The sequence below is a fragment of the Salipiger sp. D13 genome (assembly GCF_003703915.1).
GTDB lineage: Bacteria > Pseudomonadota > Alphaproteobacteria > Rhodobacterales > Rhodobacteraceae > Salipiger > Salipiger profundus.
In genome coordinates this window covers 19398-44052 of record NZ_ML112600.1, presented here as the reverse complement: position 1 = coordinate 44052, position 24655 = coordinate 19398, and the positions used below count along the sequence as shown (strand labels likewise).

The 24655-nt window shown below is 60.6% G+C and carries 29 protein-coding genes and 1 pseudogene; 13 read left to right on the top strand and 17 right to left on the bottom strand.

Annotated features, from left to right (window positions below):
• Positions 1 to 67: 67 nt before the first annotated feature.
• The 11 genes from D6860_RS14595 to D6860_RS14545 are packed head-to-tail and all read right to left on the bottom strand — an operon-like array spanning position 68 to position 7687.
• Positions 68 to 235 (bottom strand): hypothetical protein, encoded by a 168-nt coding sequence (locus D6860_RS14595; RefSeq protein ID WP_007803456.1) that lies wholly within the window; start codon positions 233 to 235, stop codon positions 68 to 70.
• A complete protein-coding gene (gene lnt / locus D6860_RS14590) occupies positions 235 to 1806 on the bottom strand; it encodes an apolipoprotein N-acyltransferase (RefSeq protein WP_076625734.1) in 1572 nt (523 codons plus the stop codon). The genes D6860_RS14595 and lnt overlap by 1 nt, the downstream gene beginning before the upstream one ends.
• Positions 1803 to 2276 (bottom strand): signal peptidase II, encoded by a 474-nt coding sequence (lspA, locus tag D6860_RS14585; RefSeq protein ID WP_007803461.1) that lies wholly within the window; start codon positions 2274 to 2276, stop codon positions 1803 to 1805. The genes lnt and lspA overlap by 4 nt, the downstream gene beginning before the upstream one ends.
• 4 nt (positions 2277 to 2280) lie before the next feature.
• Entirely contained in the window at positions 2281 to 3063 is a 783-nt protein-coding gene (locus D6860_RS14580) for a ZIP family metal transporter (RefSeq protein WP_007803463.1), read from the bottom strand.
• Positions 3064 to 3085: 22 nt separating this feature from the next.
• On the bottom strand, positions 3086 to 3544 hold the full coding sequence (locus D6860_RS14575) for a DUF411 domain-containing protein (protein ID WP_007803465.1): 459 nt from the start codon (positions 3542 to 3544) through the stop codon (positions 3086 to 3088).
• A 3-nt stretch (positions 3545 to 3547) separates the two neighbouring features.
• Complete coding sequence (locus tag D6860_RS14570; RefSeq protein ID WP_007803467.1) at positions 3548 to 4921, bottom strand: M23 family metallopeptidase; 1374 nt, start codon at positions 4919 to 4921, stop codon at positions 3548 to 3550.
• Positions 4918 to 5544 (bottom strand): SCO family protein, encoded by a 627-nt coding sequence (locus D6860_RS14565; protein WP_007803468.1) that lies wholly within the window; start codon positions 5542 to 5544, stop codon positions 4918 to 4920. Before D6860_RS14565 ends, D6860_RS14570 begins: the two co-directional genes overlap by 4 nt.
• Positions 5544 to 6014, bottom strand: a complete 471-nt coding sequence (locus D6860_RS14560; RefSeq protein WP_008327335.1) for a copper chaperone PCu(A)C — start codon at positions 6012 to 6014, stop codon at positions 5544 to 5546. The genes D6860_RS14565 and D6860_RS14560 overlap by 1 nt, the downstream gene beginning before the upstream one ends.
• Before the next feature lie 22 nt (positions 6015 to 6036).
• Positions 6037 to 6696, bottom strand: coding sequence for a DsbA family protein (locus D6860_RS14555; protein WP_007803472.1), 660 nt, complete (start codon positions 6694 to 6696; stop codon positions 6037 to 6039).
• Entirely contained in the window at positions 6693 to 7115 is a 423-nt protein-coding gene (locus D6860_RS14550; protein ID WP_007803474.1) for a disulfide bond formation protein B, read from the bottom strand. The genes D6860_RS14555 and D6860_RS14550 overlap by 4 nt, the downstream gene beginning before the upstream one ends.
• 5 nt (positions 7116 to 7120) lie before the next feature.
• A complete protein-coding gene (locus D6860_RS14545; RefSeq protein WP_007803475.1) occupies positions 7121 to 7687 on the bottom strand; it encodes an SCO family protein in 567 nt (188 codons plus the stop codon).
• 213 nt (positions 7688 to 7900) lie between these two features.
• On the opposite strand from D6860_RS14545, the gene D6860_RS14540 reads away from it, so the two are divergent.
• The 6 genes from D6860_RS14540 (at position 7901) to D6860_RS14515 (ending at position 11952) form a co-directional block, all read left to right on the top strand.
• The gene (locus D6860_RS14540; protein ID WP_007803476.1) at positions 7901 to 8329 is read left to right on the top strand and encodes a MerR family transcriptional regulator; all 429 of its coding nucleotides are present in this window, start codon (positions 7901 to 7903) and stop codon (positions 8327 to 8329) included.
• Positions 8330 to 8411: 82 nt separating this feature from the next.
• Positions 8412 to 9032, top strand: a complete 621-nt coding sequence (locus D6860_RS14535; protein ID WP_008327361.1) for a cation efflux transmembrane domain-containing protein — start codon at positions 8412 to 8414, stop codon at positions 9030 to 9032.
• Positions 9033 to 9101: 69 nt separating this feature from the next.
• Positions 9102 to 9665 (top strand): transglutaminase-like domain-containing protein, encoded by a 564-nt coding sequence (locus D6860_RS14530; protein ID WP_007803479.1) that lies wholly within the window; start codon positions 9102 to 9104, stop codon positions 9663 to 9665.
• Complete coding sequence (locus D6860_RS14525; protein WP_007803480.1) at positions 9655 to 10620, top strand: cation diffusion facilitator family transporter; 966 nt, start codon at positions 9655 to 9657, stop codon at positions 10618 to 10620. The genes D6860_RS14530 and D6860_RS14525 overlap by 11 nt, the downstream gene beginning before the upstream one ends.
• Entirely contained in the window at positions 10592 to 10903 is a 312-nt protein-coding gene (locus tag D6860_RS14520; protein ID WP_007803481.1) for a SpoIIAA family protein, read from the top strand. Before D6860_RS14525 ends, D6860_RS14520 begins: the two co-directional genes overlap by 29 nt.
• A 353-nt stretch (positions 10904 to 11256) precedes the next feature.
• Positions 11257 to 11952 carry a hypothetical protein gene (locus D6860_RS14515; protein WP_173674657.1) on the top strand — a complete coding sequence of 232 codons (696 nt, stop codon included), beginning with the start codon at positions 11257 to 11259 and terminating at the stop codon, positions 11950 to 11952.
• Positions 11953 to 12072: 120 nt separating this feature from the next.
• Here D6860_RS14515 and D6860_RS25995 read toward each other — a convergent pair whose 3' ends face one another.
• The 3 genes from D6860_RS25995 to D6860_RS14500 form a co-directional block, all read right to left on the bottom strand.
• On the bottom strand, positions 12073 to 12300 hold the full coding sequence (locus D6860_RS25995) for a hypothetical protein (RefSeq protein WP_027238601.1): 228 nt from the start codon (positions 12298 to 12300) through the stop codon (positions 12073 to 12075).
• 169 nt (positions 12301 to 12469) lie between these two features.
• A complete protein-coding gene (locus D6860_RS14505; protein WP_017470289.1) occupies positions 12470 to 12727 on the bottom strand; it encodes a helix-turn-helix domain-containing protein in 258 nt (85 codons plus the stop codon).
• A 124-nt stretch (positions 12728 to 12851) separates the two neighbouring features.
• Positions 12852 to 13103 (bottom strand): hypothetical protein, encoded by a 252-nt coding sequence (locus D6860_RS14500; protein WP_008327366.1) that lies wholly within the window; start codon positions 13101 to 13103, stop codon positions 12852 to 12854.
• 210 nt (positions 13104 to 13313) lie between these two features.
• On the opposite strand from D6860_RS14500, the gene D6860_RS14495 reads away from it, so the two are divergent.
• From D6860_RS14495 to D6860_RS14470, 6 genes and pseudogenes are all read left to right on the top strand, one after another.
• Positions 13314 to 13682: a hypothetical protein gene (locus D6860_RS14495; protein ID WP_008327368.1), complete on the top strand. Its 369-nt coding sequence runs from the start codon at positions 13314 to 13316 to the stop codon at positions 13680 to 13682.
• Positions 13683 to 13725: 43 nt separating this feature from the next.
• A complete protein-coding gene (locus D6860_RS14490; RefSeq protein ID WP_017469729.1) occupies positions 13726 to 14340 on the top strand; it encodes a lytic transglycosylase domain-containing protein in 615 nt (204 codons plus the stop codon).
• Positions 14337 to 14630: a TrbC/VirB2 family protein gene (locus D6860_RS14485; protein ID WP_008282963.1), complete on the top strand. Its 294-nt coding sequence runs from the start codon at positions 14337 to 14339 to the stop codon at positions 14628 to 14630. Before D6860_RS14490 ends, D6860_RS14485 begins: the two co-directional genes overlap by 4 nt.
• A complete protein-coding gene (locus D6860_RS14480) occupies positions 14623 to 14901 on the top strand; it encodes a VirB3 family type IV secretion system protein (protein ID WP_008282962.1) in 279 nt (92 codons plus the stop codon). The genes D6860_RS14485 and D6860_RS14480 overlap by 8 nt, the downstream gene beginning before the upstream one ends.
• A pseudogene (locus tag D6860_RS14475) lies at positions 14891 to 17125 on the top strand (type IV secretion system DNA-binding domain-containing protein); the annotation flags it as partial. The gene D6860_RS14480 and the pseudogene D6860_RS14475, both read left to right, overlap by 11 nt.
• Before the next feature lies 1 nt (position 17126).
• Positions 17127 to 17419: transposase (locus tag D6860_RS14470; RefSeq protein ID WP_164845645.1), on the top strand; the 293-nt coding region annotated here is incomplete at its 5' end.
• A 147-nt stretch (positions 17420 to 17566) separates the two neighbouring features.
• Here D6860_RS14470 and D6860_RS14465 read toward each other — a convergent pair.
• Both D6860_RS14465 and D6860_RS14460 read right to left on the bottom strand, forming a co-directional pair.
• Entirely contained in the window at positions 17567 to 20641 is a 3075-nt protein-coding gene (locus D6860_RS14465; RefSeq protein WP_076625733.1) for an AAA family ATPase, read from the bottom strand.
• Complete coding sequence (locus D6860_RS14460; RefSeq protein WP_043754083.1) at positions 20638 to 21780, bottom strand: exonuclease SbcCD subunit D; 1143 nt, start codon at positions 21778 to 21780, stop codon at positions 20638 to 20640. The genes D6860_RS14465 and D6860_RS14460 overlap by 4 nt, the downstream gene beginning before the upstream one ends.
• A 77-nt stretch (positions 21781 to 21857) precedes the next feature.
• Here D6860_RS14460 and D6860_RS14455 point away from each other — a divergent pair, with 77 nt between their 5' ends.
• Complete coding sequence (locus D6860_RS14455; RefSeq protein ID WP_043754087.1) at positions 21858 to 22652, top strand: BrxR family transcriptional regulator; 795 nt, start codon at positions 21858 to 21860, stop codon at positions 22650 to 22652.
• Between the two features lie 3 nt (positions 22653 to 22655).
• Here the strand turns inward: D6860_RS14455 and D6860_RS14450 are convergent, their stop codons facing one another.
• Positions 22656 to 24650, bottom strand: a complete 1995-nt coding sequence (locus D6860_RS14450) for a type IV secretory system conjugative DNA transfer family protein (protein WP_043754090.1) — start codon at positions 24648 to 24650, stop codon at positions 22656 to 22658.
• Between the last annotated feature and the right edge of the window lie 5 nt (positions 24651 to 24655).

Genomic DNA, 24655 nt, shown 5'->3' with positions numbered 1-24655 from the left:
TCTCTATCGGGACCTCGAGCTATCAGGTCTTCAAGCCGCTGACACGTTTGCGCAATTTCGAAGCTCGCTAGCCGAGAACCCGCGACAGCACGATGGTTGCAAACAGGGCGACAAGTCCGAAGGCGATCGCAGACGCTACCGCATATTGGAGGATATCCAGGTGATTCCCCCTCCTCCGTCGTGCCAGATAGCCACCCCAGATCGCGCCTCCGATAGCGCTCACGATCACAAGCATCAGGATACCTCCGTTCCAAAATGCCGCGCATCGGGATCTCGTCCGAGCAAACTGGCCAGCCAGCCGAAGACCCAGCACCCAAAAACAAGAACCAACAAGGTCCAGTCGCCGAACCGCGCATAGGGCGTTGGAGTACGCGCGCCCGGCAGGCCGGCATCAATGGTGCCTGTTTCCCCGGTATCAAGACGCGCGACGACATTTCCATTGGCGTCGATGATCGCGGATATCCCAGTGTTGGCCGCCCGGACCACGGGAAGTCCCTCCTCGACCGCGCGCATCCGCGCGGAGGCGAGGTGCTGCTCGGGTCCGATGCTGGTTCCGAACCAGGCATCATTTGTGGCGTTGAATATCCAGTCGGGGCGGAAAAGGTCATCGACCACGTGGCCCGGAAAGATGATCTCGTAACAGATCGCCACCGCGACCAGAGGCGCGCCAGGGATCGCCAGCGTGCGCGGCCCTGGTCCCGGCGTGAAATCGCCCAACCCTTCGGTCAGCCGCTCGATGGGCAGCCAGCCTTTCAGGGGCACATATTCCCCGAACGGAACAAGATGATGTTTTGCATACCCCGTCAGAACCTCGCCGCTGCCGTCATAGGCCTGAACCGTGTTGAAATATCTGGTTCCCCCATCGCCCTCCACTCGGTCAGGCGCACCTGTCAGTAGGATCCTGCCGTCTGGCAAAGCTGCAGATATCCGCGCGCGTGCCGCAGCATCTTCGTCCAGAAAGCCGGGGAAGGCCGTTTCCGGCCAAAGCAGCAAATCGAAACGTCCGGGTTGCGCGGACAAGCCCAGGTATTTTTCCAAGGTTCGCTGGCGGCTGCCCGGTACCCACTTCTCGACTTGTGGCACATTGCCTTGGACGATGCGCAAAGCAACGTCTGTCGGCGGCATGTCCTGCCCTGACCGAAGCGCACCGCCAACCCAGAAACCCGCCACAGCAACGGCGAAGAGCACGAGAACAGGCGCGCGTCTCTTTGGCGCCGCCACAGTCAACACACCTGGCAATATGCCGATGAAGACCGTGAGAAAGCCCAAACCGTAGCTTCCGACCCAGGCGGCGGGTTGGCGCAGGGCGGCATAGTCGACAAGGGCATAAGCGGCAAGGTTCCAGGGATACCCTGTCAGGACATGACCCCGCAGCCATTCCGTGGCCACCCAGCAGGTTGCAAACAGCAGGCCCGCCGCAATGCCGCCGACAGCTCGGCGCTGCATGATGGCGGCAAAAAGCATCGCCGCCATGCCCGGGAAGATGGCAAGTCCGGCGGACAGACCCGCGACCGCCGGAATCGCCAGTGCGCCGAAACGTTCGGCATCGACGTAAAAGCTCTCGGCGATCCAGGAAATTCCAATCCCGAATTGGCCCAGTCCGAAAGCCCAACCGACAAGGAAAGCGCGCGAGGTTGAGATGTTCCGGAGAACGATAAAGAGCACGGAGAAGGCGACAGGGACCGCGATGAGCCAAGAAAACGGCGGAAGAGTCAAAACCGTCAATCCGCCGGCAGCAAGGGCAAGACCCATGCGCTGGAACAGGTTCAGGTCCTCACTAACGAACTGCGGCAATCCCGGCTTCATGAATCGGTCTGAAGTCGAGCGCCAACCCACGGCGCAATGAGCAGCAGCATCACGCCGCCAACCACAAAAACATCGGCCATGTTGAAGGCAGGCCAGTGCGCCGTCCCGATGTAGAAATCGAGGAAATCCGTCACCGCACGATAGCGCAGGCGGTCCAGAATATTGCCGAGTGCACCGCCGATGATCGCACCATAGGCAATGGCCTCGACCCGGCTGCTGGTACGGACCAGCATGAACGCCAGCCAGACGCAGATGCCAAGCGCCAGTAAGACAAGGCTCCACCACGGCGCGCCGCCGAGAAGCCCGAAGGTCACTCCGTCATTGCGCAGGTAGATGAGATTGAAGCCGGGAAAGACCGATACGCCGGAACTAAGAACAGTCGCATTGGACACAACGATTGCCTTCGTTGCCTGATCGACAAGAAAGGCGATCAGCGCAGCAAGCAGACCGACGAAGAGGCAAGTTCTCATCAGCTTATCCCAGCCAGACGTCGAGGAACAACATGATCACAAGACCAACGGCGAGGCCGAGCGTCGCCCTGTTCTGATGGCCGGATCGGTGGGTTTCCGGAATGATCTCGTGGCTGATGACGTAGAGCATCGCACCTGCTGCGAAGGCGAGACCCCAGGGCAGCAGCGGTTGCGAAAGACTGATAATCCCTGCGCCGAGAAGTCCACCGACGGGCTCGACGAGACCGGTCAGAGCGGCGATGCCCCAGGCGCGAAGCCTGGAATAGCCCTCGCCGAGCAACGAAACCGCCACCGCCAGACCTTCGGGGGCATTCTGTAATCCAATACCGATCGCAAGTGGCAACCCGCCCGACAAACCGTCAGCCCCGAACCCGACGCCGACGGCAAGCCCTTCGGGAAAATTGTGGATAGTGATCGCGATGATGAAAAGCCAGACGCGCCGCAGCGATGCGGCGTCGGGACCTTCCCGCCCCGTCTTGAAATGTTCATGCGGTAGCCGTTCGTTCATCAGAGCGATCGCGCCCATGCCAAGCAGGATCGCAACACATACGATGGCCGCCGGGAGAGCACCGTTGTCGAACTGTCCTTCAGCTGCGTCGAGAGCCGGGATGATCAGCGAGAAGAACGAAGCCGCGAGCATGACACCCGCCGCGAAGCCAAGCAGCAGATCGCGCGTGGCCCGGGACGGGATGCGCCCAAAAAGAACGGGGACCGCCCCGACCGCGGTCAGCGATCCGGCGGCCAGGCTTCCAAGAAAGCCAAGCGCTATGGGGGAGAGGGGTTCCAATTGTTAAGGTTCTGCCGCGAGTTCAGTCAGGAGCCGAGTAGCTGGTGTAGACCTCGGTCGATCCGTCTTCGTGGATCAGGAAGACATCGTAAGCCTCCCGGTCGTCCTCCGGTCCCATGCCGGGCGACCCGTAGGGCATTCCCGGCACCGCCAGGCCTACCGCGTCTGGCCGGTCCTCCAGCAGGCGTTGGATGTCAGCCGCCGGCACGTGGCCCTCGATCACATAGCCGTCGACCAAAGCCGTATGGCAGGAGACCATGCGCTGCGGCACGCCATTGTCGAGTTTGAAGCGCACAAGAGATCCTCCGAACATGTCCTCGCCCATCGGCGCGAAGCCATTCTCCTCGAGGTGCTTCATCCAGGACAGGCAACAGCCGCAGCCGTTTGTCTTCCGGACGTCGATCTGAATCGCCTCTGCGACGGCCTGCGCCGCAGGAAGCAAGGCAAATGCGATGGCAAGGGCGGGAGTAAATCGTTTCATGGATCAAAGCCTTTCGGTTGTCGTCTGTGCAAATTCGCTGGCGAGCCTCTCAGCAAGAAGTGAACGCGCCTCACGCAGTCGCTCAAGCGCGGCCGTGTCGTCCGCTTCACGCTCGGCCGCCTCTGCCAATCGGTCGTCAGAGAGAGGGTCGGTTGGGCGACCGTCCACCAGCACTTCGTAATGTAGGTTGGGGCCTGTCGCGGTACCCGTCGCACCGACCCGCCCGATCATATCTCCGGCCATCACGCGTTGCCCTTGTGTGAGCCCGTCCGGTACGGCGCTCAGATGCGCATAGCGCGTCAGGGTGTCGGAGCCATGAGCGATCTCGACGACCCGGCCATACCCACCGCGTCGGCCGATGAAGCTAACGCGGCCCGGCGCCGTCGCCTGTACCGGCGTGCCGCGCGCCGCCGCGAAGTCGACTCCTGTGTGCATCCGTACATTGCCGTAGACCGGATGGGTGCGGCGCCCGAACACAGAACTCAGCCGTGCACCTTCGACCGGTTGCGCAAACACGCGCAGGACTTCTCCGTCGACATAGATCGTCGCTTGGCCGCTGCCGTCGTTCGGCCAGACGATTTCATAGACCGAGCCATCGATATCCAGTGCGGCAAAGGCAAGCTCGGGCTGACCAATCCTCTTGTTCCCGTCTCGGGCCTCGCGCCAAAGGAGGCGCATCGTCTCGCCACCCGCAAGATCACGACGGAAATCCACGGTGCCGCCCAGCATCTGCGCCAGGTCCACCGCAAAACGGGCGGGGATGTCTGCCGTGTTCAGGGCGGCGAAAATCGAGCTCTCGATCACCGCCTCGCCGGCGAAAGTCACCAATTCGGGATCCGGGTCCAACACGCGGGCGGCAAGCTGTTCGCCGAAGACCGCCTCTATCCGGACACCGTCTTCGACGGCGAGCTCTACACGACGCGGGTTGTCGTCCGTTGTGGAAACCACCGTAATGATGTGACCCGGACGCAGACGGCGCAGATCGTATTCCGTGCCAATCGCCAAGGCGATTTCGGCGCGATCCGAAGCATCCAGCCCCGCATCGGAAAGGACCGCATCAAGCGTCTCGCCGGACGCAATCTCCCGCGACCAGGTGACCAGCGGGGGCTCGATAGATGGCAAGGAGGTATCAGCGGGGGAAACGGTCAGGAGCGGCCGGGGTCTGAACTCGAATGCGATATCCGCCTGGGCGAGTGTAGGGCGGACCGAATTGGTTTCGGTAATCCGAGGCGGCGCAAGCGGATTGGGAGTCCAGAGGGTCGCTTCAGCAATCGCAGGGGGCACCGGTTCTTTGGACAGAACGCCAGAGATGGCGATGGCGGTCACCGAAAATGCGCCTGCGACCGCAACGGCCGCCAAGACAGTTCTTATCTTCATGTTGCCCCCTCTACGTCTTCTGTCAGTGCGCGCTGGATCTTCGGCACCGCGAATTCTCTTTGCTCGTGATAGTCGATCATGGTGACGAGCTCACCCTCGGCATCGAACAGGAATACGCTTGCCGTATGGTTCATCGTATAGCCGCCGCCCTCAGTCGGGACGCGCTCAAATGAGGCACGAAACCCTTCTGCAGCGCGGGCAATTTGGTCTTCCGGCCCCGTCCAGCCACGAATGACCGGATGAAAATAGCCGACATATTCGGCCATGGCCTCGACCGTGTCCCGCTCCGGGTCGACCGTGATGAAGACCACGTTCATCTCTGATGCTTCGTCGCCCAGTTCCTCAAGCCAGCCGGAAATATCCGATAGGGTCGTCGGGCAGACGTCCGGGCAGTAGGTGAACCCGAAAAACACCATTGTGGGACGACCGATCAGGTTGCCAGGCCCTACCTCATTTTCCTCGTGGTCGGTCAGCCGGAACTCCATCGCCGATAGGGGCAGGGGCCGCTGCCCTTTTGGTTCAGGCGCACCGGGCCCGTCCACCCGCCACCAGCCCACGAAGAGCGTCAGGCCAAGAACGCCGGCACCGGCTGCGCCGTATAGAAGGAGCTGCCGACGTTGCATCAGCCCTCCGGTCCACGCGCGGCGATTCCGAGGATTGGGACCTCGACCGTCACCTTGCCGCCATCCGAGAAGGTCAGTGTCAGCGGGAAATTCTCGCCTTCGGTCATCGGCTCTTGCAGCTTCATGAGCATGGCGTGCAACCCGCCCGGCTCCAATGCCACGCTTTGGCCGGGCTCAATCGTGATCTCGCCTGCAGGCGCCATGGAACTGACGCCATCGGAGTTGGTTTTCGACTCATGGATCTCGGGCATCATTGCCAGCGGTGTCGCAAGTCCGGTCAGCGTAACGGCGTCTTCACCCGTGTTGCGCACGGTCATATAGGCGGCACCTGGCCTGTTGACGCCGATCGAGGCGCGGGACCACGCATTCTCGACCACGACATCCTCCGAACCGGCCAGTGCGGGGGCCGACAGCCCTGCAACCGTCAAAAGCACGGCCAATGCATTGGTATATCTCAACTTCTTCACCACTCGTTTCTCCTGCCTCCGCAAATCAGCTTTGGCTTGCCGCAACTTCCACTGCCACCAGCCTCTGCAATTCGGCCTCACCGAACGGATCGAGAGGCTTGCCGTTCACGAAGAACGTGGGCGTTTGGCGGACCCCGACTGTCTCGACATCGGCGCGGTCCTGGTTGAGCACCGCCACAACACCGGGGGCCAGCATCTGTGTCCGGGCAGCTTCGACATCCAGACCTCCGCTTGCTGCAATCTCAAGGATCAATCCGGGTGCCGGGGTCCCGTGAGACGCCCATCTGGGCTGCTCTCGCAAGACTGCCTCGAGCACAGGTTCAAACACGTCCTGCATGCGCGCCGCCTCGAGCACACGGATCGCTTCTACCGACGCCTCGCCGTGAAAAGGCGTATAGCGGATTACAACGCGCACCGCGTCTCCGTGCTCCGCCATGATATCCTCGACGACCGGATAGAAAGCGCGGCATGCCTCGCAGGCCGGGTCGAAGAATTCAACGATGGTTACGGGCGCATCCTCGGGCCCGAGGATCGGGGAATAGGGTCGGATCAGCGCGTCGGCCATTTCAGGGTCGATGGGATCGGACGCGGCAATCGGGTCGGGGCGGGTGGCATACCAGGCGGCACCGCCGAAACCGGCGACCCCGAGCGCGAGAACGGACAGGATGAGGCCGCGTCGTTTCATTTTTGTGTTTCCTTCAGTGAGAGAGCCGACAGCAGACCGATCATCGCGAAGGCGACGAGCGCCATCAAAGGAATCGGAATGCCGAAGACCAGTTGATTGTCGTCGGTACAGGATGGGCCGGTCGCCGTGCAGGGCTGGATACGCTCGGGGATAACGCCGACATAGAGGCCCAAGTGCCAAAGCGCGACGGCGGCACCGCCCAAAGCCAGCGCGATCCCGTAGCGACCCACGCGCCGATCCTGCCACCACAGCCCAAGCCCGAGGATGATGGCCAAGGGGAACATGAAGGCACGCTGGAACCAGCAGAGCACGCAAGGTGTCTGCCCCAGAACCTCGCCGATGAAGAGCACGGCAAGCGACGCGGTGAGCGCGATGATCCAGGCCAGGCCAAGGGCCGTCTCTCCGGAAAGTCGGGTCATGACGATCAGATCCTCTGTCTCAGATCGGCGAGGATCTCTTCGGCGGGCGTGCCGTAGGGCCAGGAGTCCGCGAAGCCTGCTTGCGTGTCGAAAAGGAAAAGATGCGACGTGTGACCCATCGTGTATCCGCCCGGCGCAGTCGCCTGCTCGATCCGCTCAAAGAATATCGGAAAGGTTTCGGATGTCGCGGCGATCTGCTCCGGTGTACCGGTCAGCCCGATGATCCCTGCGTCGAACAGGGGCACATACTCGGCAAGTGCAGTCGGCGTATCCCGCTCCGGATCAATCGTTATGAAAATCGGCTGAACCATTGCTGCCTCATCGCCCAGGCCCTCCATCACGGCCGCGACTTCGGACAGTGTTGTCGGACAGACGTCGGGGCAATTGGTGAAGCCAAAGAAGACCAGCATCCAGCGCCCTGCGAAATCTTCGTCCGTTTGGACCATGCCGCGATGATCGGTCAGTTCGAAATCAGCAAGAAACGGTGGTTCACTCTCGGTGCGGGCAAGATCGGCACGGTAGTCGGACCATAGCAACAGCCAGATGAAAACGAACGCCGCCGCGCCCGCCAACACCCACAATACCTTCTGAAGACCTGAAAGCCTCACGCCGCTCCGCCCGAACCTGATTCTATATTTTGTGTGCGTTTACATCCTCTAGCTACTGTAGGTTCAAGCGTGATTGTCATCGATCGGCCAACAATCACCGATCTGTGAAACTCGGGTGAAGCTTGTGATGCGCACCGCATAAAGCTACACCCACTGTAGGTAATGTGGGGAGCGGAAATGCTGACGATTGGGACGCTGGCGAAGAAGACCGGAACAAAGGTGCAGACCATCCGGTATTACGAGCAGATCGGACTTATGCCTGAGCCCGGCAGGACCGAGGGGGGCCAACGACGCTATGGCGACGCCGAACTCGACCGCTTGTCATTCGTCCGGCACGCACGGCAACTGGGGTTCTCGTTGGACGCGATCCGTGAGCTCCTCGATCTCAGCGATCATCCGGGAAAGTCCTGCGCTGAGGCGGATGCAATAGCCCGTCGGCAACTCAAACAGGTCGAGCAACGATTGGCGCGGCTCGAGGCGCTGCGGACGGAATTGAAGCGGATGGTGCATGAGTGCAGCGGCGGACAGACTTCTGATTGCCGTGTGCTCGAGGTACTGCGCGACCATTCCGAATGCCTGACCGACCATGAAGAGATCGGCGCCTGAGCAATTTCGACGACCTTTGATCGGAACGCAAAAAGCCCGGTGTTAGTTACTCATTGGCAATTCACTAATTTGGATACCCGGCATGGCGGAGCAGAGAAACGCAACGGAAAGACGCACACTCTGGATCGTGCTGGGTCTCAACATCGGGCTGGCAGTCGCTTTCTTCGCCTCGGGCGCATTCGGCGAGTCAAGCGCGCTTATCGCCAATGGCCTCGACAATCTGTCGGACAGTTTCGTCTACGCGATCAGCCTCTTCGCGCTGTCCCGCTCCGCCAAGTGGAAGCGCGGAGCGGCGAACGTTTCGGGCGGCCTGCTGATCCTCTTCGCCCTTGGAATCCTGTATGACGCGTGGCGCCGCTACGTCGGCGGATCGGATCCTCTTGGCACGATCATGATTGTCATGGCGCTGGTAGCGGCGGCCATCAACGCACTTTGCGTCTGGCTGCTGGCACGGCTTCGCGATCCAGACGTAAACATCCGAGCGGCGAATACGTTCAGCTGGAACGACTTCGCGGCCAATCTCGGAATCGTCGTCGCAGGCGGGCTCGTAGCCTGGCTCGGAACGAATTGGCCGGACCTTGTCGTGGGCGTGATTGTCGCCGGCATCGCGGCCTGGGGTGGCGTCGGAATCCTGAGAGACGCGCATGGTGAACACCACAAGGCGGTGCACAATGACGATCAGGTAACCAAGGACTCGGCCTGAAATCGGGGCTTGAAGCTACAGTGACTGTAGCAACTACATATTCTCGTGAACGATTCGAGGAGGTATCCCGTGAACCCCGCCGACCCTCATTTGGCCAAAACCCGGCTGCTGGATTTTGACGCGACCTCAATTGCAAAACTGATCGAGGAGCGCGGCTGGGCAGACCTTCCCAGCGACGACCGAATTGGGGCCATCTACGATTTCGTCAGGAACGAGATTACCTTCGGCTACAACCGCGCCGACGACATTCCGGCGTCCGAGGTCCTCGCAGATGGCCACGGGCAGTGCAACACCAAGGGCACGCTCCTCATGGCCCTGCTGCGTGGCGTGGGAGTTCGCTGCCGACTGCACGGGTTCACAATCCACAAGGCGCTTCAGAGAGGCGTCGTTCCGGAACTCGTCTATCCCCTCGCGCCGTCCGAAATCCTCCACTCCTGGGTAGAGGTGGACTTGGGCGACGGATGGGTCAATCACCGCCAGAACTTCGGATTTGTGCGCGACTTGCTCTATCGCCACGTCATCCGTCACTGGATGAATGCCAGGGTTCGCCGCATCCGCCGCGGAATCTTGCCGCCGGTCCCCGGATTCGATCGGCCGAACCACCGCCATGAGGAGACGAACCGTGCCGCATGATCACGGCCACGCCCACATCGATCCTCAATCCGGTGATCGTCGCGTCTCCATCGCCATCTGGGCCAACGGCCTCCTGACGGTCGCGCAGATCGTCGGCGGGATCCTTTCCGGCAGCCTCGCGCTGATCGCGGATGCCCTCCACAATTTCTCGGACATGGCGTCGCTGGTGATCGCCTTCTTCGCGCGTAAGATCGCTCGCCGCCCGGCGGACAAGCGCATGACCTTCGGCTATGGGCGGGTAGAAATCGTCGCAGCGCTCATCAACTACACGACACTTATCCTGATCGGCTTCTACCTGATCTACGAGGGTGGCATGCGCATGATCGACCCACCAGAGGTACAGGGCTGGACGGTGGTGATCCTGGGCGGTGTGGCACTGGTCGTCGACACGTTGACGGCGCTGCTCACCTATTCGATGCAGAAAGGCAGCGTGAACATCCGTGCGCTCTTCCTGCACAACCTATCGGACGCTTTGGCCTCCGTGGCGGTCATCATCGGCGGCTCGCTCATCCTCCTCTACAACATGCGGTGGGTCGACCCGGCGATCACCATCGGCATCGCTCTCTACATCCTCTACCTCGCATTTACCGAGATCGGCGGTCCGATTCGGACGCTGATGCTCGGCAGTCCACCGGACATCGATAATGAAACCGTCGTTCAGGCGATGCGGGGTGTGGATGGTGTCGCGGACGTTCATCACGTGCATCTGTGGCAGATGCAGGAGCACGAGGCGGCTCTGGACTGCCACGTCGTGCTGACAGCGGACGGCTGGGGTCAAATCGAAAAGATCAAGGCCGCGATCAAGGACCGGCTGAAGGACGATTTCAGCATCGGTCATTCGAGTCTGGAATTTGAGCACGAAGACCGCGCACACGAAAACGCTGACCTTTACGGTCACGGCAAACCGGAAAAAGAGGAGGAAAACCATGTTCACCGAGACACTGACAGCTCATGACGACACGATTGGCCTCGCCTGCGAGGGCAAGCTCAGCGAAAGCGACCTGAAACGGATGCACGCCCTGCTTCATGAGCGCCTGCAAGAGACAAGTAAGCCCGGCCTGGTTCTCGATCTCACGAGGTTCGAAGGCTACGATGGGCCGTCCGCTCTGCTCGAAGATCTGAAAATCGACACAGCCCATAGGAATGACTTCCGCCGCGTCGCTGTGGTGGGCGAAGGGGCTTTGTTGGAGTGGGGAACCAGGTTCGCCGACGTGCTGACCACGGCAGAACTCCGTTAGTTCGACCCGGCGGAAATGAAGGCGGCAATCGCCTGGGCAAGTGAAAGGTAGAGTAGCTTTCAATCAGATGCCTTCGCAGAAGACAGCATCTGTTCGAAACCATAAACAAAAGAACTACAGCAGTTGCGAGACCCAAGAGCAATCCGAAAGTTCTGAACATGGTCGCTCCTTTCGCAAAGGAGTAACTTTGGTACGGTGGCACTGCCCTTGCCGGGGCATTATCAAATCGTAATGTTTTAGCGGCTCAGGGCGCCAGTTGGTTAACATAAACTTCATTATGCGACTTTATACTTAGCGTTGCGATAGTATATTATTGTATGTATGCTGAACTCCTATCACGGAGGCTCCACAGCATGCGCCATTTACTCAAGAAGCTCCTCCCCTCGGTCGCAGTCGCTTTGACCGTGACAGGTTCTTCGCTGCCAATACCCGCCCGCGCGCAGACATACCCGATCGATTGCGCGATCCTCTTGTGCCTGTCTGGCGGCTGGCCTGCTTCCGTCCCTTGCGCCCGAGCCCGCGCCGAATTTATCCGGCGGATTACACCTTGGCCGGTCGAACCACCGCTGCAAATCTGGCGCTGTCCCATGGGCGCCTCCTACGAGAACGATCGGTTACAAAACAACGCTGGCGGCATCTTTGAAGCCTTGTACCGAACCGACAGCCGTCGACCGCTTCAATCCTTGCCAGTAGATAATCTCGTTCCCACCGACCTCGCCCTGCGGCTCGTTCAGGACCGCGCGGACATCGATATCAGCGGGCCAGAGTTCAATTTCGTGCGGTCCATCCGCGTCTTCGATGTACGGTATGCACGACAGCACGAGTCCGGGCGCGATGGGGATTGTAACCGAAGCGCGACCGTGGTCCTCGGCACCTACGGGACCCAAGGCGATTTCTCATGGCAGCGATCTTCGATAACTGCCCTGCCCGAGGCCCATGTGGGACTTGAACGTTGGGGCGAGCATTGCCCTGGCATTTATCACCGATCCGTCTTCGTCGATTGGCGTGACTATGACGGCAACTACGGGTTCGAGCAGGTGAACTACTGACCTGCCGCTACGTAGATTTGTCATGGAAGACGGCTTCTTTGGCTTGCACGACCGCACCGCATACGCTTCGCGGTCCACATGCTGTTTGGCGTTTAGGCAAACACCGCGGGTTCGCTCTGTTCACCCGTCGTCGCTTCTTCCGATCCTCGTCAGCGCATCGAAGTCGATTTCTTGCTTCTGTTCGTCACTTATATCCGGCCGGGTTTCCGATACCGGCTGGGGCCCTTGGACGTCCCACATCACCGCATGTGAGCCTGTCCTCCAGCGATAAACCCAACCAACAACACTGCACCCATCGGTCCCGATCAGATTGGCGATCGCGACGCCCTCACCCTTATCTTCGTTCACTGTTTACTGGCTTCCTGCACTGCGGCGCTGCGAATTGCGGCGTGGGGTTGCAGAGCGTTCACTACGACCGCGCGCCGGGCTTCTTTGATGTTGGCTAACTGGTCCTCGATGAGGAAATGATCATCAGACCGGGAAAGTGGGTTCCCGTGTTCTCAACAATTCATTGGCTTCAAATCCTGTGGTCGGGCTCCGTGGCGGCTTCAACGATCGCCAGAACCTCGAACGGGTCAAAGCCGATGGCGCGCGCCAAGACGACCAGCTCGACAACGTCGACCCGGCGCTGGCCGCTCTCAAGGCGGGCAATAAGGGACTGGTGGCATCTGAGCCTGTCTGCCAGGTCTTTCTGACCAAGGCCCGCTTTGACACGGGCGTCGACCAACGCCTGACAGAGTGCCACTTGTCCCTTGCTTCTGATTGTCTTTGCCACGCGTCACATACCTTTTGTGACGTCGCTAGCGGATGAAATCTGTTATCTAAAAAGTAGATATATGAGGGTGTTATCGGCGTCTGGTTTCCATGGGCTGCAAGTCTGATGCTCCCGAGGTTGCCCATCAATCCCCTACCAATTGCAGGAACCGGCCATATTCCTCGCTGACTTCGCGCGCTTCCTCGAAGGCGCGGGCCCGTTCACCGTCGAGGCAACGGAAGTAGCTCTGGATATCCTGAATGTAATCTTCGAAGTCGCCGCGGATGATATCCGCATAGTCCCGCGCGGCCTGCGAATCGCTTGGCAGGAAAGGACGGGATGGCGCAAAGCAGGATTCCGCCAAAACCGGCCCAGGAACGCAGATCAGAAGGGCCATAGCTTGCAATGGGAGCAGGCATGTCAACCTTGGGTTTCTCAAACCTGTTATCTCCTTGATCGCGGACACTGGCCGTGACTAGTGTTTGCGTAACCAAACTACAGCCAAAGCACGATATTACATCTTGCGGTTGATAATATACTATCGTAACTCTGGGCTTCAAGTAGGAATGCCTGGGGTCGCGCCATTGGAGAAAGCGTGAGCCGGGCCATGAACTGGGACATCGAAGCACCAAATGTGGTTACGGAAGCCAGGTTCCGCGAACTCGTGGAAAGCGGCTATAGCGCAGAAATCCTGTGCCAAGAGTCGGCACACAAGAAAGGCCCCAGCTATTACGGGGTCTGGATCATGCGTGTTGTCTCTGATGACGGGGTGGAAAAGCTCCTCGTCACCGCCCGCACGCGGACGACCTACAACGATATCAAGATCCGCGAGTTCAAGACGATCTCCGGCGTGGTGTCTTTCTTCATTGGCCTTGGTTTTGCGCATGTCGACCTGCCGCTTGAGGCGGGGACAAGCCGTACGCACAAATTTGCGCCGCCAGACAAAGCCCCATCAGACAAGGGCGCTGGCAGCTAACCTCGTCTGTCTCTGGCTGGTCGCAGCACCTGCCTCAGCGCAAATGGTCCTGGTCATGGAGAGCGACGGCTCCCTGACCCCGTCCCGCTCTCAGAGCAGCTTTGCTCGAAACTACAATGAAGGGATTGGTCAGAGTTCGGCCTCCGATGGGATCGCGATCTTCGGCGAGGTAGAGGCCGAGCAAGAGGGCGTCCAAGTCGCGGCCCTTGCCCGCCCGACTCCCCTGCCCCGCGCCGATGTCCTCTCCGGGATTCAGACCACGGCCTTGCGCTATGCCGGCCATCCCGGCCTGCGTCGCGCGGGGCTTTCCGTGACGGATTGGCTAGCTCTCTATCGAGCCAATATCGAGGTTGAGAGCGCCTACCGGCAGGATGCGATTTCAAGTGCAGGTGCCATTGGCCTTGGTCAATTGATGCCAGCGACGGCGCGTGATCTGGGCGTCGACCCGCGTGACCCTCAACAGAACCTCGACGGCTCTGCCCGCTACCTCGCGATGATGCTGGAGCGCTTCGGCGATCCGCATCTGGCGCTGGCGGCCTACAACGCCGGTCCCGACGCCGTGCGCCAACACGGTGGCATTCCCCCTTACCGAGAAACCCAGAACCACGTGGCCCGTGTCATGGCCGTCGTGGCCCGATTGGAAGGATCAAATTCGTGAAACAGATTTCAAACCTCTTTGTCGCCTCGCTGGCGCTATTCCTGTTCATTGCCGAGCCCGCCCTTGCACAGAGCATCGATCTCTCCCCGATCCAGAGCTTGTTGCAGGGCATTGTCGATGCGCTGACCGGCCCTCTTGGTGTGGTCATCGCCACACTCGCGGTCCTCGGCGTTTTCTTGAGCTGGTTCTTCAACATCATCGACCTGCGCCAAGCGCTTTGGGTCCTCGTGGGCATCGCTGGTGTTGCCGCCGCTCCCACCATTGTTGCCGCGGTCTTCGCCGGTGGCTGAACGCTCGCCCCTCTTTCTGGGCCTCGTGCGCCCGCCGAAGCTTCTGGGCCTGCCCATCATGTACGCGATGGTCTGGCTCTTCGGCTCTGTGCTCTTGTTCGTCTGGGTCCAGCACATCGCGGTGCTGGGTTTCGCCGCCCTGCTCTATCCGGTGCTGTGGAAGGCCGCAGATTGGGACCCGCGTTTCATCGACGTGATGATGACGGCCCTGCAGGAGACACCGCCCACGCGCAACAGGTCCATCCATGGCGGGGACAGCTATGCCCCGTGATGACGCCCGTGGAGCTGCGCTCGATGCCCGCACAATGACGCCAGACTGGTATGCGCGCGAGACCCGCCTCGCGCATATGCTGCCCTATGTAAGCCTCGTCGACGACCAGACCGTGCGGACCCGGGTGAACGAACTCTTCCGCTGCATTCGGCTCGAGGGGATCAACAGCTACACGACCGACGATGCCTATCTCGACAAGGTGACGGCGCTTTTTGCCCGCATCGTCGCGCAGCTCGGGCCGGAATTCAGCTATTACGTCCACAAGGTCTCCAAGGCCATCAAACCTGATCTCGACCCGATCCGTGAGGACAGCTTCGCAGGCGAGGTGGACCGGCGCTGGCGCGCAAAACTCGAGACCAGCGGGCTGCGCGACAAGACGCTGACGCTCACCGTCATTCACCGTCCGCCCCCGAAAAGCCTCCTGCCGTTCCTGAGCCGCAGCGCGCCGGACCGACTGAAGGAGGAGACCCGCAAACGCCTGCAGCGCCTCGGTGAGGCCGTGAACGTCTTCCTCTCGGGGCTTACCGAGCTCAAGCCGCGCCTGCTGTCGGCTGCATCGGGGGAGTTGGTGGGGTTTCTGGGGGCGCTCAACACCGGAACAGAGCTGCCGCTCTACCCGGCCAACACCTACGGCTTTTTGTCCTTCAACGTCGCCAATACCCGCGTGACGTTCCACGGCGAGCATTTCGAGCTCTCGGAAGGCGTGGTGGGCCATCGCTACGGCAAGAGTTTCACCATCGGGGAATATGCTGAGGCCACATCCTGCACCATGTTCGACATGCTGAACCTGCCGGTCGACATGATCGTCACGCACTCCTTCACGCCGATCAATTCGAACCTCATGGCGGGCCGCATCAAGCGGCAAAAGCGCCAGATGCAGGCGAGCCAGGACGCCGCCCTATCGCTTATGGAAGCGCTCGACATCGCCGCCGATGATCTGGAGGCCAAACGCCAGAGCTTCGGTGAGCACCACATGGTCGTGACGATCTTCTGCGAAACGCTCGAAGAGCTGCAGACGCTCAGCGCCGAGATCGTGAATGCCGCCGCGACCGAGGGCGTGAAAATGATCGGCGAGCGGGTCGCCGCAAAGGCCCATTACCTCAGCCAGCACCCCGGCAACCAGCCCAAGCGTGTCCGCGCGAGCGCCGTCACCAATCGCAACTTCGCGGATTTTGCGGCCTTCCACCGGACGCAGCTCGGCAAACCCGCAGCACTTACCCCTTGGGGCCGGGTCGTCACTTATTTGCCCACGCCGGAGCAGAGCGCCTACCGGTTTTCCTACCACGAGCAGGGCAGCCCGGACAAAGAACCGACCAGCGGGCATACCCTGATCATGGGTCGGCCCGGGTCGGGCAAATCGGTGCTGTCCGCCTTTCTGATGACGCAAGCCCGTCGCGCAGGCGCGCGGATCTTCGTCTTCGATTACCGTCTTGGTATGGAGATGGCGGTCCGCGCCAATGGCGGGCGCTACGCGTCCCTGAACGCCGGTCAGCCCACGGGCCTCAACCCGCTCTGGACCGAGACCGATGCGCGCGGCACCGCCTGGCTCTCGGACTGGCTTGTCACCCTGCTCTACCGCGCCGACAAGCCGCTCACTCCTGCCCAGACCAATCGCATCCAGGAAGTCGTGCGCCAGAACGCGCAGGCCACAAACCCGGCCCTGCGGAACTGGCGGGATTTCGCATCGCTTTTTGTGTCCACCGACGATGGCGGCGATCTGCACCAGCGCCTGCTCGAATGGACCGAGGACGGCCGCTATGGCTGGATCTTCGGGCAGAGCCTCGAGGACACGTTCTCGCTCAAGGGCGATGTGGTGGGCTTCGATCTGACCGGCATTCTCGACAGCGAGGCCGACAAGGAACGGATGGCGGTCCTGTCCTATCTCTTCCGCCGGGTCGAGCGCGAAATCGAGGACCGCCGCCCCACCATCATCGTGATCGACGAGGCCTGGAAGGCCCTCGATAACGCGTATTTCGCCGAGCGGCTGTCGAACTGGCTGGTGACAGCGCGCAAACAGAACACGGTCGCGGTGATGATGACGCAATACGCAAGCCAGCTCGAGCGCACCCGGACCGGCAAGACCATCATCGAGGCGGTGCCGACGCAGATCCTGCTCCCCAATATCCGCGCGCAGCCAGCGGACTACGCCATGCTGAACCTCACGGAGAAGGAGCTCGATGTCCTTCTCAACACGGGCAGCAACAGCCGCTTGGCGCTGATCCGCNCTGTCATCCCGCCCCGCAAGAACGCGAAGCCCTGGAAGGCGATCACCGCCGGAGCCGTGGCGCGAAACGAAGCACTGCGAGCATCGAAATACCTCGGTCGTGCCCTCTGGCGACGATGGAGCGGATACCACCGCCGAAGCCGCGTCGAGACAAAGATGCATTGTGTGAAACTGCTGGGGCAGCGCCTCATGGCACGAGACTTTGACCGACAGGTCGCGGAGCTTCAGGTCCGTATCGCCGTTCTGAACGGGTACACCGCGCTCGGCATCCCTGTCACTGAGCCCGTGGGATAAGTCTGTCCGGGGAAAGGGGAACTTCGGCCATCAGCCGATTTGTGCCATCAACAGAGCCCAGTAAGACCCAGCTTTCTCGAACGTCGGTAGTGCCACCATTTGGCAAGCGCCGCGAATGAGCTCGCCGTCGAAACCAACGAGGAACCATCAGACCACTCCCCTTTCCTCAATACTACTCCCAGACATCCCTTTTCTGACATAGAAGCCGTTTGGGATCGCCTCCTGGACGAGCGGTACATGCGAAATCAGACCCACCGCACGGTTCTGTCGGACGATAGAGTTGAGGACCTGTAGGACTTGGTCGAGCGTGCCGGACCCGTTTTCGGTGTCGAGGCTTCCAAACCCTTCGTCGATAAAAATCGTGTCGAGCCGGACCTTGCCGCTCGCCGCTTCGACCACGTCGGCAAGACCCAGTGCGAGAGCGAGTGCTGCAATGAACGTCTCGCCGCCTGAGAGTGTGCTTGTAGCGCGTGATTTCCCGGTGTGCGCGTCAAACACCTGTGTTCCAAGGCCTCGCTTACCTCGCCCTCCATTCTCCATCTCGCGCTCAAGACTATACTGATAGTTTGTCATTGGGCCGAAGCGTAAGTTTGCCGCTTCCAGAATCTGGTCGAACATCGCGCCTATCGCGAATGTCTCCAGGGTCAGTCTTTGCGAGTTCTGCCCGTTCACCAGCGCAGCTAGTCCGCGCAGCGGGCCTGATGCCGCTTCGGCTTCGTCAAGCTTGCGCAGCGTCTCTTCAATCCCCTTTCTAAGCCGATCCAAATGATCGACACGGGTCTGGGCGGCGATGCGTTCTTCGGTCACCCTGCCGAGTGCCTCAGCATGGGTCTGGTGCGTTTCCCGCAGCGCTTCGATGTCAGGCCGGGGCATGCCTTCAATCGCAGAGGTAGCATCTGTGACTGCATCAGACGCACTCTTGTGCTCACGCCGGTAGGTCTCGACCGTTTCTCTATCTTCATTGAGAGTTTCGATGGCTGACTTGAGAGACTGAAAGGCCTCTGCTGTGAGGCCAGCTCCAGCCAGTCTCGTCCGGAAGACCTCAACCGCCTTTTGATGGCGCGCCTTACAGTCCACGAGCGCCTTATTTGCGCTTTCAATATCCTTATCCGCGCCGAGTGCCATTTCGCGCGCGGATTTCAGCGCTTTGTCTGCCGCGATCCGCGCCGCCTGAAGTGACTCCAGCGACTCGGTCACCTTCTTCAGTGTGGCCGCGAGCGCCGTGACATCGCGCAGGTCCTCAGGCACCTCGGCAAGCTTGCCGTCGCGAGTCGCCTTGGCCTCAGTAGCCTTGTTCCGCCGCTCATCGAAGCTGTCCCGCAACTCATCGCGTTTCCGCTCCAGTTCCTCGACCTGCCGTCCCAGTTCCTCAATCCCGGCCTCCGCGGCAAGGATGTCGACCCGGGGACCAAGCGCTGCGAGTGCTGCGTCCTCACGACCGATCTGCGCCGCGATGACGTCCGCACGCGCCTCTGGCGGCTCAAGGGTGGACAAGCGTTTCCGTCGCTCGTCAAGCGTCGCTTGCACGCCGACCAGTGCTTCGCCGGCTTGCCGGGCTTCGCGATCGGCGGCCAGCCATGCTTCTCGTGACTCTCGGAATGCCTTGTCCAGGCCGGCACTACCGATCTCGCCAGTCGCCGGCGCAGGATGTTCGGTTGCGCCGCAGACCGGACATGGCGACCCTGCTTCCAATCTCGTCGCGAGGTGAAGCGCCTGTGCTGCCGCTAGATCCCGTTCGGCCGTCTCATAATCATCTCGCGCCTTCTCGGCCTTTCCGGTCGCAGCTTCCGACGTCCGCAGTTGTTCTGCGACAGCGTCCTGAGCCGTTGCGACATCCTGCAAAGCGCCCTCGTAGGACTTGGCTGCCAGATGCCGTTTTTCGAGTTCTGCGCGCCGATCCGCGATCTCGGCGCGCTTCGCCTCCGTTTCGCGCGCAGCTTTTAGCTCTGCGCTTTTCGAGGTGCGCTTCTCCTGCAGTTCGGTCAGTTGTGCCTTTGCTGCCTGAAAAGCGTTGTCGGCGTCTCGCTGCTCTTTCAGCGCGGTTTCGACTGCCTTATTGCTATCGGCCGCTGCCTCGAGGATTCGACCATACCTCTCCAGTTCATCACTTCTCCGGCGCAGGGTTTCGACCTCATCGGCACGATCGTCCTCGCGCCGGAGCGCCTCTGCCGCCTTTTCTGCTTCTCTGGAAGCAAGCTCGCTGGCCTCGTCAGCCTTCTTGCGCGCACCCTCGGCTTCACCAACCTGACGTTCGGCATCCCCTACTCGTTCCTCGACATCGATCAGACCGCGTGCGCGCTCGGCTTGTCGGACCTGCTCAGAAAGCGTCTCGACATCGCCCTTCTGCGCCTCAAGTGCGCGAAGCCGTTCGTTCATCTTTTCGGCCGTCGCGAATTTTTCTTCGATCGCCTCCGCCTGACGCACTGCTTTCTCGGCAGCTTCCGCCGTCGCCTTCCCGGTTTCTTCGTTCGCGCGTAGCTCTGCGCATTTCCCAGTTGCGGCTTCGATGCCCGAAATCAGTGCATCAGTGCTTTCGAATCCTTCTGCGGCGAGCTGTCTGGCGCATAGCGCACGTTCATCCCGCACCTGCCGTTCAGCCTCATCGGCTGCCGACTTGAGATCGGCCATGAGCTTCTCGTACAGCGAGACATCGAAGAGTTCTCGCAGGATTTCGAGGCGCTCTTTCGTCTTGGCCGAAAGGAATTTCTCGAAGCGCCCTTGCGGCAGGAGGACGATCTGGCGAAATTGCTCGGAGCCATATCCAAGCATCTCAACAACAGCCGCGTCGACGTCGCGCACCTTCTTCTCGGCCAAGATCTTGCCCCGTGCCGCATCTGTGATTGCGTCCAGCGCCATTCCGGTCGCATCGAACAGGTAAGCTTCGTGTGCGCTCCGCGTCTCGCCTTCACCGCGTGCCTTGGGCCGCATCTGGTCGGGTCGGCGAAGCACAACATATCGCCGCTCACCAATGTCGAACACGAACTCCGCCTCGGTTATTATATCCGGATCTGCGTGATCCGAGCGCAACGAAGGAGCGTCTTGCTCTGCCTTCGCCGCTTCGCCAAAGAGCGCAAAGGTCATCGCGCTGAAGATGGTCGATTTACCTGATCCTGTTTGTCCGTAGATGCCGAAAAGACCCGCCTCGACGGCATCCCGAAAGTCGATAACCACCCGACCTGGATAGGGACCGAACGCCTGAAGTGTTAGCCGAACCGGTCTCATTGGACATCCTCCGCCTCACACAGGCGACCGAGTGCCGACGCTACGACCTCCAGTTCCTTCTCTGAGAACCCTTCGTCCCGCACGTGTTCAACGAAGTCGCCAATGACTTCGACAGGGTTCGCGACCGCCAGGGCACGTCCCGTTAAAGACTTTACTTCTTGCGCCTGTTCATCCCGCTCGTAGATAAGTTCACAGGCGTTCGGGAACACGTCGCGGATGCGCTTCATTCCATCGATCACAGGCGCATCATCGGTAAGCACGGCTTTGATAAAATCGTCAGATCGATCTGCGAGGAGAAGTTCTGCGTGACGTCCCTTCAAGACGCGCACTTGGCGAATGGGTGTGAAAGGAATGATCTCAATCGTGGTTTGCCCGACTGCATCGATCTCGACGAGGCTCATCGACTTCTGGCAGTCAGATTCATCAAACCCGAAAGCTAATGGCGATCCCGAGTACCGGATATGAGGGGCACCAACCGATTGCGGCCGGTGCAGATGGCCAAGAGCCACATAGTGGGCACCCTCGAACACGGCCGAACTGACGGTCTCGATGCCGCCGACCCTAGTGAGAGGTCGTTCACTTTCGCTGCTCGAAGCCCCGGCTACGAAAGCATGCGAAACGACGACCCAACGCGTACCATCGGGAATGTTACGCCGACCGCAAGCCACCTGAGCGGCGAGAACGTCCTCGGGCGCGTGGAGAGCTTCGTCGGAAAAACATTCACGGGCGGCATACTCGTAGGCGAACGGCAACCCCGTGAACGCCACAGGTCCGTGGGCGTCCGTAAGTAACAGCGGCTTCTCGTCCGCACTGATAGCCCCACGTATCAAAGCGCGTCGTGTGTCTGTCATGATCGCCATGGATGCGATTCGATCACCAGAGTCGTGATTGCCGGCGATCATCACCACGGCCGCGTCGGTCTCTGAGGCAACGCGCGCCAAGAACCCATTGAACTGTCGCACGGCAGACGTCGGCGGGGCAGCCCGGTCAAAAATATCTCCTGCAATTACAAGAACATCAACGTCGCGAGAGGTGATCGCCGAAACGATCTGGTCGAGAATTGCTGCGTGATCGGCATCAAGAGGAATCCCGTTGAACTGACGCCCGAGATGGAGGTCGGCGGTGTGGAGAATCCTCATGGCAATAACTCGTATATTTTTTATTCGTATATTTTCTAGATGGACATACAGGCCAGAGTCAAGGTAGGGATGCGCACATGAAGCTCGACGACCTCAAACATGCGCAGAGAGAGCGCCTGATCTTTCTGGACCGCTGCCTGACTTGGCGGGGTATGGCAAACCGCAAGGATCTGATCGACCACTTCGGTATTTCGACCGCGCAGGCAGCGCTGGACTTCCGTGTCTATCTTGGTCTCGCGCACAGTTCACCGCCGACCTATGATCCGGTGCGAAAGACATACATAGCTGCGAGCGAGCACGAGGCATTGGCACCATCCGGCCTGACCGAAGCATTCGATATCTTGGCGGGCGTCGATGAAGACACGCCTTCGTCCGCGTTGCCGCGACCGGAACGGAAGGCAGATCAAAGGACCATCGCGTTTCTTCATCAAGCAATCAGGTCGGGGAACGCCGTCCACGTCCGATACACATCAATGTCGTCCGGTGCCGACGAAGGGCAGTGGATCGCACCGACCCGCTTCACGTCCGATGGTGAAAGCGTGCACTTGCGTGCCCACAGTTTCAAACGCGGTGAATATCGGAACTACCTCCCGATCCGCATCGATCCTGACAGCTCGTTCGAGGAGAAACCCATAGACAAGCCTCTGCCGGAGGACGTGGACTGGAATACTCGAGCAATCATTTGGCTGCGACCAAAAACAGGACTTTCAGATGAGCAAGCAAAGGTCGTCAGACGTGAATTCGGCTTTGAAGGCGAATGGCTCCGTGTCGAAACCAGAAAAGCGCTGGAATTCTTTTTTGATCGTCGATGGGGGTTGGATACCGTAGGTGCACGGCTTGAGCGCGCGAAAACGGACTACGAACCAATATGATAACTAGATCCCTTCTCGTACGCCGTTCTTGCTCCGCTCCATAGTTGCCTCTAACATATCGAGACCATCGACGGCGGAACGCATCTGCGCCTCACCCACGACGCTCGTGGTCTCGGCATCCGCGACCGGGCCCTCAAAATCCATCTCCATCTGCCGCTGTTCCTCAGCGATGACGGCTTGAACGACGGGCGCGGTCTTCTTTGGCACGACATGCGCTGACGGCTGACCTGCAGCAGCCTGGTCTGCTGCCTCGATATCGGCCTCGGATCCGCCTGACCCTTTCGCTGGCGGCGTCATCGGCATGGCGCGCATACTCAGCGGCAGCGTACCCTGTGATCCGCCTCCCCCCGGCTCCGGAAACGGCAACTCGCCTGTCTGCGCCGCGTAGATCGCCTTGAACAGCCGGTCGTCGAAATACTGGATCCGCTTCGCCCGGACCGGCATTTGCGCATCGATCACCATGACGATCTCGTCGAGCGGCAGGCGGCGGGCCTCATCTTCGGGTAGCAGAGAGCTCTCTTCGGTCCGTGTGGACTGGCTGCGCCCTTCGAAGGGGTTCTTGCCGATAGACTGAGAGCGCGTGATGACGGTTTTGGTGGTCTTGCCGACCGCCTTGCTCAGCTCCTCGACGGTTTTTTCATCCGAGGGCGTAAGGTAGAGCTTCACGCCGGCGTTGCCTTGCAGAGCGCGGCGGGTGTTCTCGCCGTAGATTTCATCGAGGGCGGGGATGGTCTGGGTGACGACGGCCAAATGTCCGCGATAGGTCCGCAAGGTCTCGATACTCTCGACCACAATGGGCATCTTGCCGAGGCGGTTGAACTCGTCCAGCATGATCATCACGGGCCAGGGTTCGTCAGGTCCGGGGTCTTTCTCCTGCATGGCGGAGAGGAGATCGGAAAAGAACAGCCGGATCAGCGGCGCGAGCGGCTTCACCATCAGCGGCTGGACCACAAGATAGACCGAGAAGGGTTTCTTGCGGATCGTGCGGAAATCAAAGTCCGACACCGCCGTCGCCTCATCGATGGCCGGGTTCTGCCATTGATCGAGCCCCGAGGTCATCAGGAGCGAGACGTAGGACGTCAGCGTGTCGTTGTTGGTCGAGGCGAGCCGCGTGAAGATCAGCTTGGCGGCCCTGTTATCGACCTCATGCCCCCGCGCGGAATACTCCTTCTGCTTGTTCCCGCCCGAGGCAGCGATGCGGTAGATTTCGCCCAAGGTCGGGCGCTTGCGCTGGAACGCCAAGAGCCCTGCCGCGACGAAGAGATCGATCCCGCCTTTGAGGAGGCCCTGCACCCGGTCGTTGTCGCTTTGCAGGAAGAGCGTCGCAAGAAGCTGCAATTCCATCTGCTGGCGCGCGGGATCTTTCAGTTGATAGATGCGCAGGAGCGGGTTGTAGCGATGCGTGCGCTTGCCCTCCCAATCGGTGGGGGCAAAGCGATAGACCTTGTCGCCTTGGGCTGCGCGGTGCCGGGCCGTGGCCTCGAAACACTCGCCCTTCACATCGAGCGTCACGGCGGAGCCCTGCCAGGTCAGCAGGTTCGGAATGACGAAGCCCGTGGTCTTGCCGCGGCCCGTGGGCGCCACGATCAGCGCATGCGGGAAAACCTTCGAGCAAATGTAATTGGCGCGAGAGCCAGGCGTCCCCAGCTTGCCGAGGATGAACCCGGTCCCGGGCGCCCCGAAAAACCCATTGGCCTTCATCTCGCGCGCACTCTGCCAATGCGTCTGGCCAAACCGTGTGAGGGCCGATCCCGAGAGGGCGAGGCTCAGCATCAGGCCGGCGGCGGCAAAGCTGCCGATGATCAGGTGAATGAGTTGGGCATCCTCCGGGCGGCGGTCCAGGATCGCCATGTAGTTCTGCGCGATATAGGCAAAGTCGATCTCGGCCCCGAAGCCGAGATCCTGGTAGGTCAGCACCGCCGAGGCGATGGTATAGCCCATGGCCCCACTCACAAGCGTCACCAGAAGGACGCCCGTGGCGATCCGCGCTTTTCCCATGGCGG

Excerpts from the sequence above, each read along its gene's own strand:
- D6860_RS14595 (WP_007803456.1), bottom strand. The coding sequence starts at position 235 with ATGCTTGTGATCGTGAGCGCTATCGGAGGCGCGATCTGGGGTGGCTAT.
- lnt (WP_076625734.1), bottom strand. The coding sequence starts at position 1,806 with ATGAAGCCGGGATTGCCGCAGTTCGTTAGTGAGGACCTGAACCTGTTC.
- lspA (WP_007803461.1), bottom strand. The coding sequence starts at position 2,276 with ATGAGAACTTGCCTCTTCGTCGGTCTGCTTGCTGCGCTGATCGCCTTT.
- D6860_RS14575 (WP_007803465.1), bottom strand. The coding sequence starts at position 3,544 with ATGAAACGATTTACTCCCGCCCTTGCCATCGCATTTGCCTTGCTTCCT.
- D6860_RS14570 (WP_007803467.1), bottom strand. The coding sequence starts at position 4,921 with ATGAAGATAAGAACTGTCTTGGCGGCCGTTGCGGTCGCAGGCGCATTT.
- D6860_RS14565 (WP_007803468.1), bottom strand. The coding sequence starts at position 5,544 with ATGCAACGTCGGCAGCTCCTTCTATACGGCGCAGCCGGTGCCGGCGTT.
- D6860_RS14555 (WP_007803472.1), bottom strand. The coding sequence starts at position 6,696 with ATGAAACGACGCGGCCTCATCCTGTCCGTTCTCGCGCTCGGGGTCGCC.
- D6860_RS14550 (WP_007803474.1), bottom strand. The coding sequence starts at position 7,115 with ATGACCCGACTTTCCGGAGAGACGGCCCTTGGCCTGGCCTGGATCATC.
- D6860_RS14540 (WP_007803476.1), top strand. The coding sequence starts at position 7,901 with ATGCTGACGATTGGGACGCTGGCGAAGAAGACCGGAACAAAGGTGCAG.
- D6860_RS14535 (WP_008327361.1), top strand. The coding sequence starts at position 8,412 with ATGGCGGAGCAGAGAAACGCAACGGAAAGACGCACACTCTGGATCGTG.
- D6860_RS14520 (WP_007803481.1), top strand. The coding sequence starts at position 10,592 with ATGTTCACCGAGACACTGACAGCTCATGACGACACGATTGGCCTCGCC.
- D6860_RS14515 (WP_173674657.1), top strand. The coding sequence starts at position 11,257 with ATGCGCCATTTACTCAAGAAGCTCCTCCCCTCGGTCGCAGTCGCTTTG.
- D6860_RS14500 (WP_008327366.1), bottom strand. The coding sequence starts at position 13,103 with ATGGCCCTTCTGATCTGCGTTCCTGGGCCGGTTTTGGCGGAATCCTGC.
- D6860_RS14495 (WP_008327368.1), top strand. The coding sequence starts at position 13,314 with ATGAACTGGGACATCGAAGCACCAAATGTGGTTACGGAAGCCAGGTTC.
- D6860_RS14490 (WP_017469729.1), top strand. The coding sequence starts at position 13,726 with ATGGTCCTGGTCATGGAGAGCGACGGCTCCCTGACCCCGTCCCGCTCT.
- D6860_RS14465 (WP_076625733.1), bottom strand. The coding sequence starts at position 20,641 with ATGAGACCGGTTCGGCTAACACTTCAGGCGTTCGGTCCCTATCCAGGT.
- D6860_RS14460 (WP_043754083.1), bottom strand. The coding sequence starts at position 21,780 with ATGAGGATTCTCCACACCGCCGACCTCCATCTCGGGCGTCAGTTCAAC.
- D6860_RS14455 (WP_043754087.1), top strand. The coding sequence starts at position 21,858 with ATGAAGCTCGACGACCTCAAACATGCGCAGAGAGAGCGCCTGATCTTT.
- D6860_RS14450 (WP_043754090.1), bottom strand. The coding sequence starts at position 24,650 with ATGGGAAAAGCGCGGATCGCCACGGGCGTCCTTCTGGTGACGCTTGTG.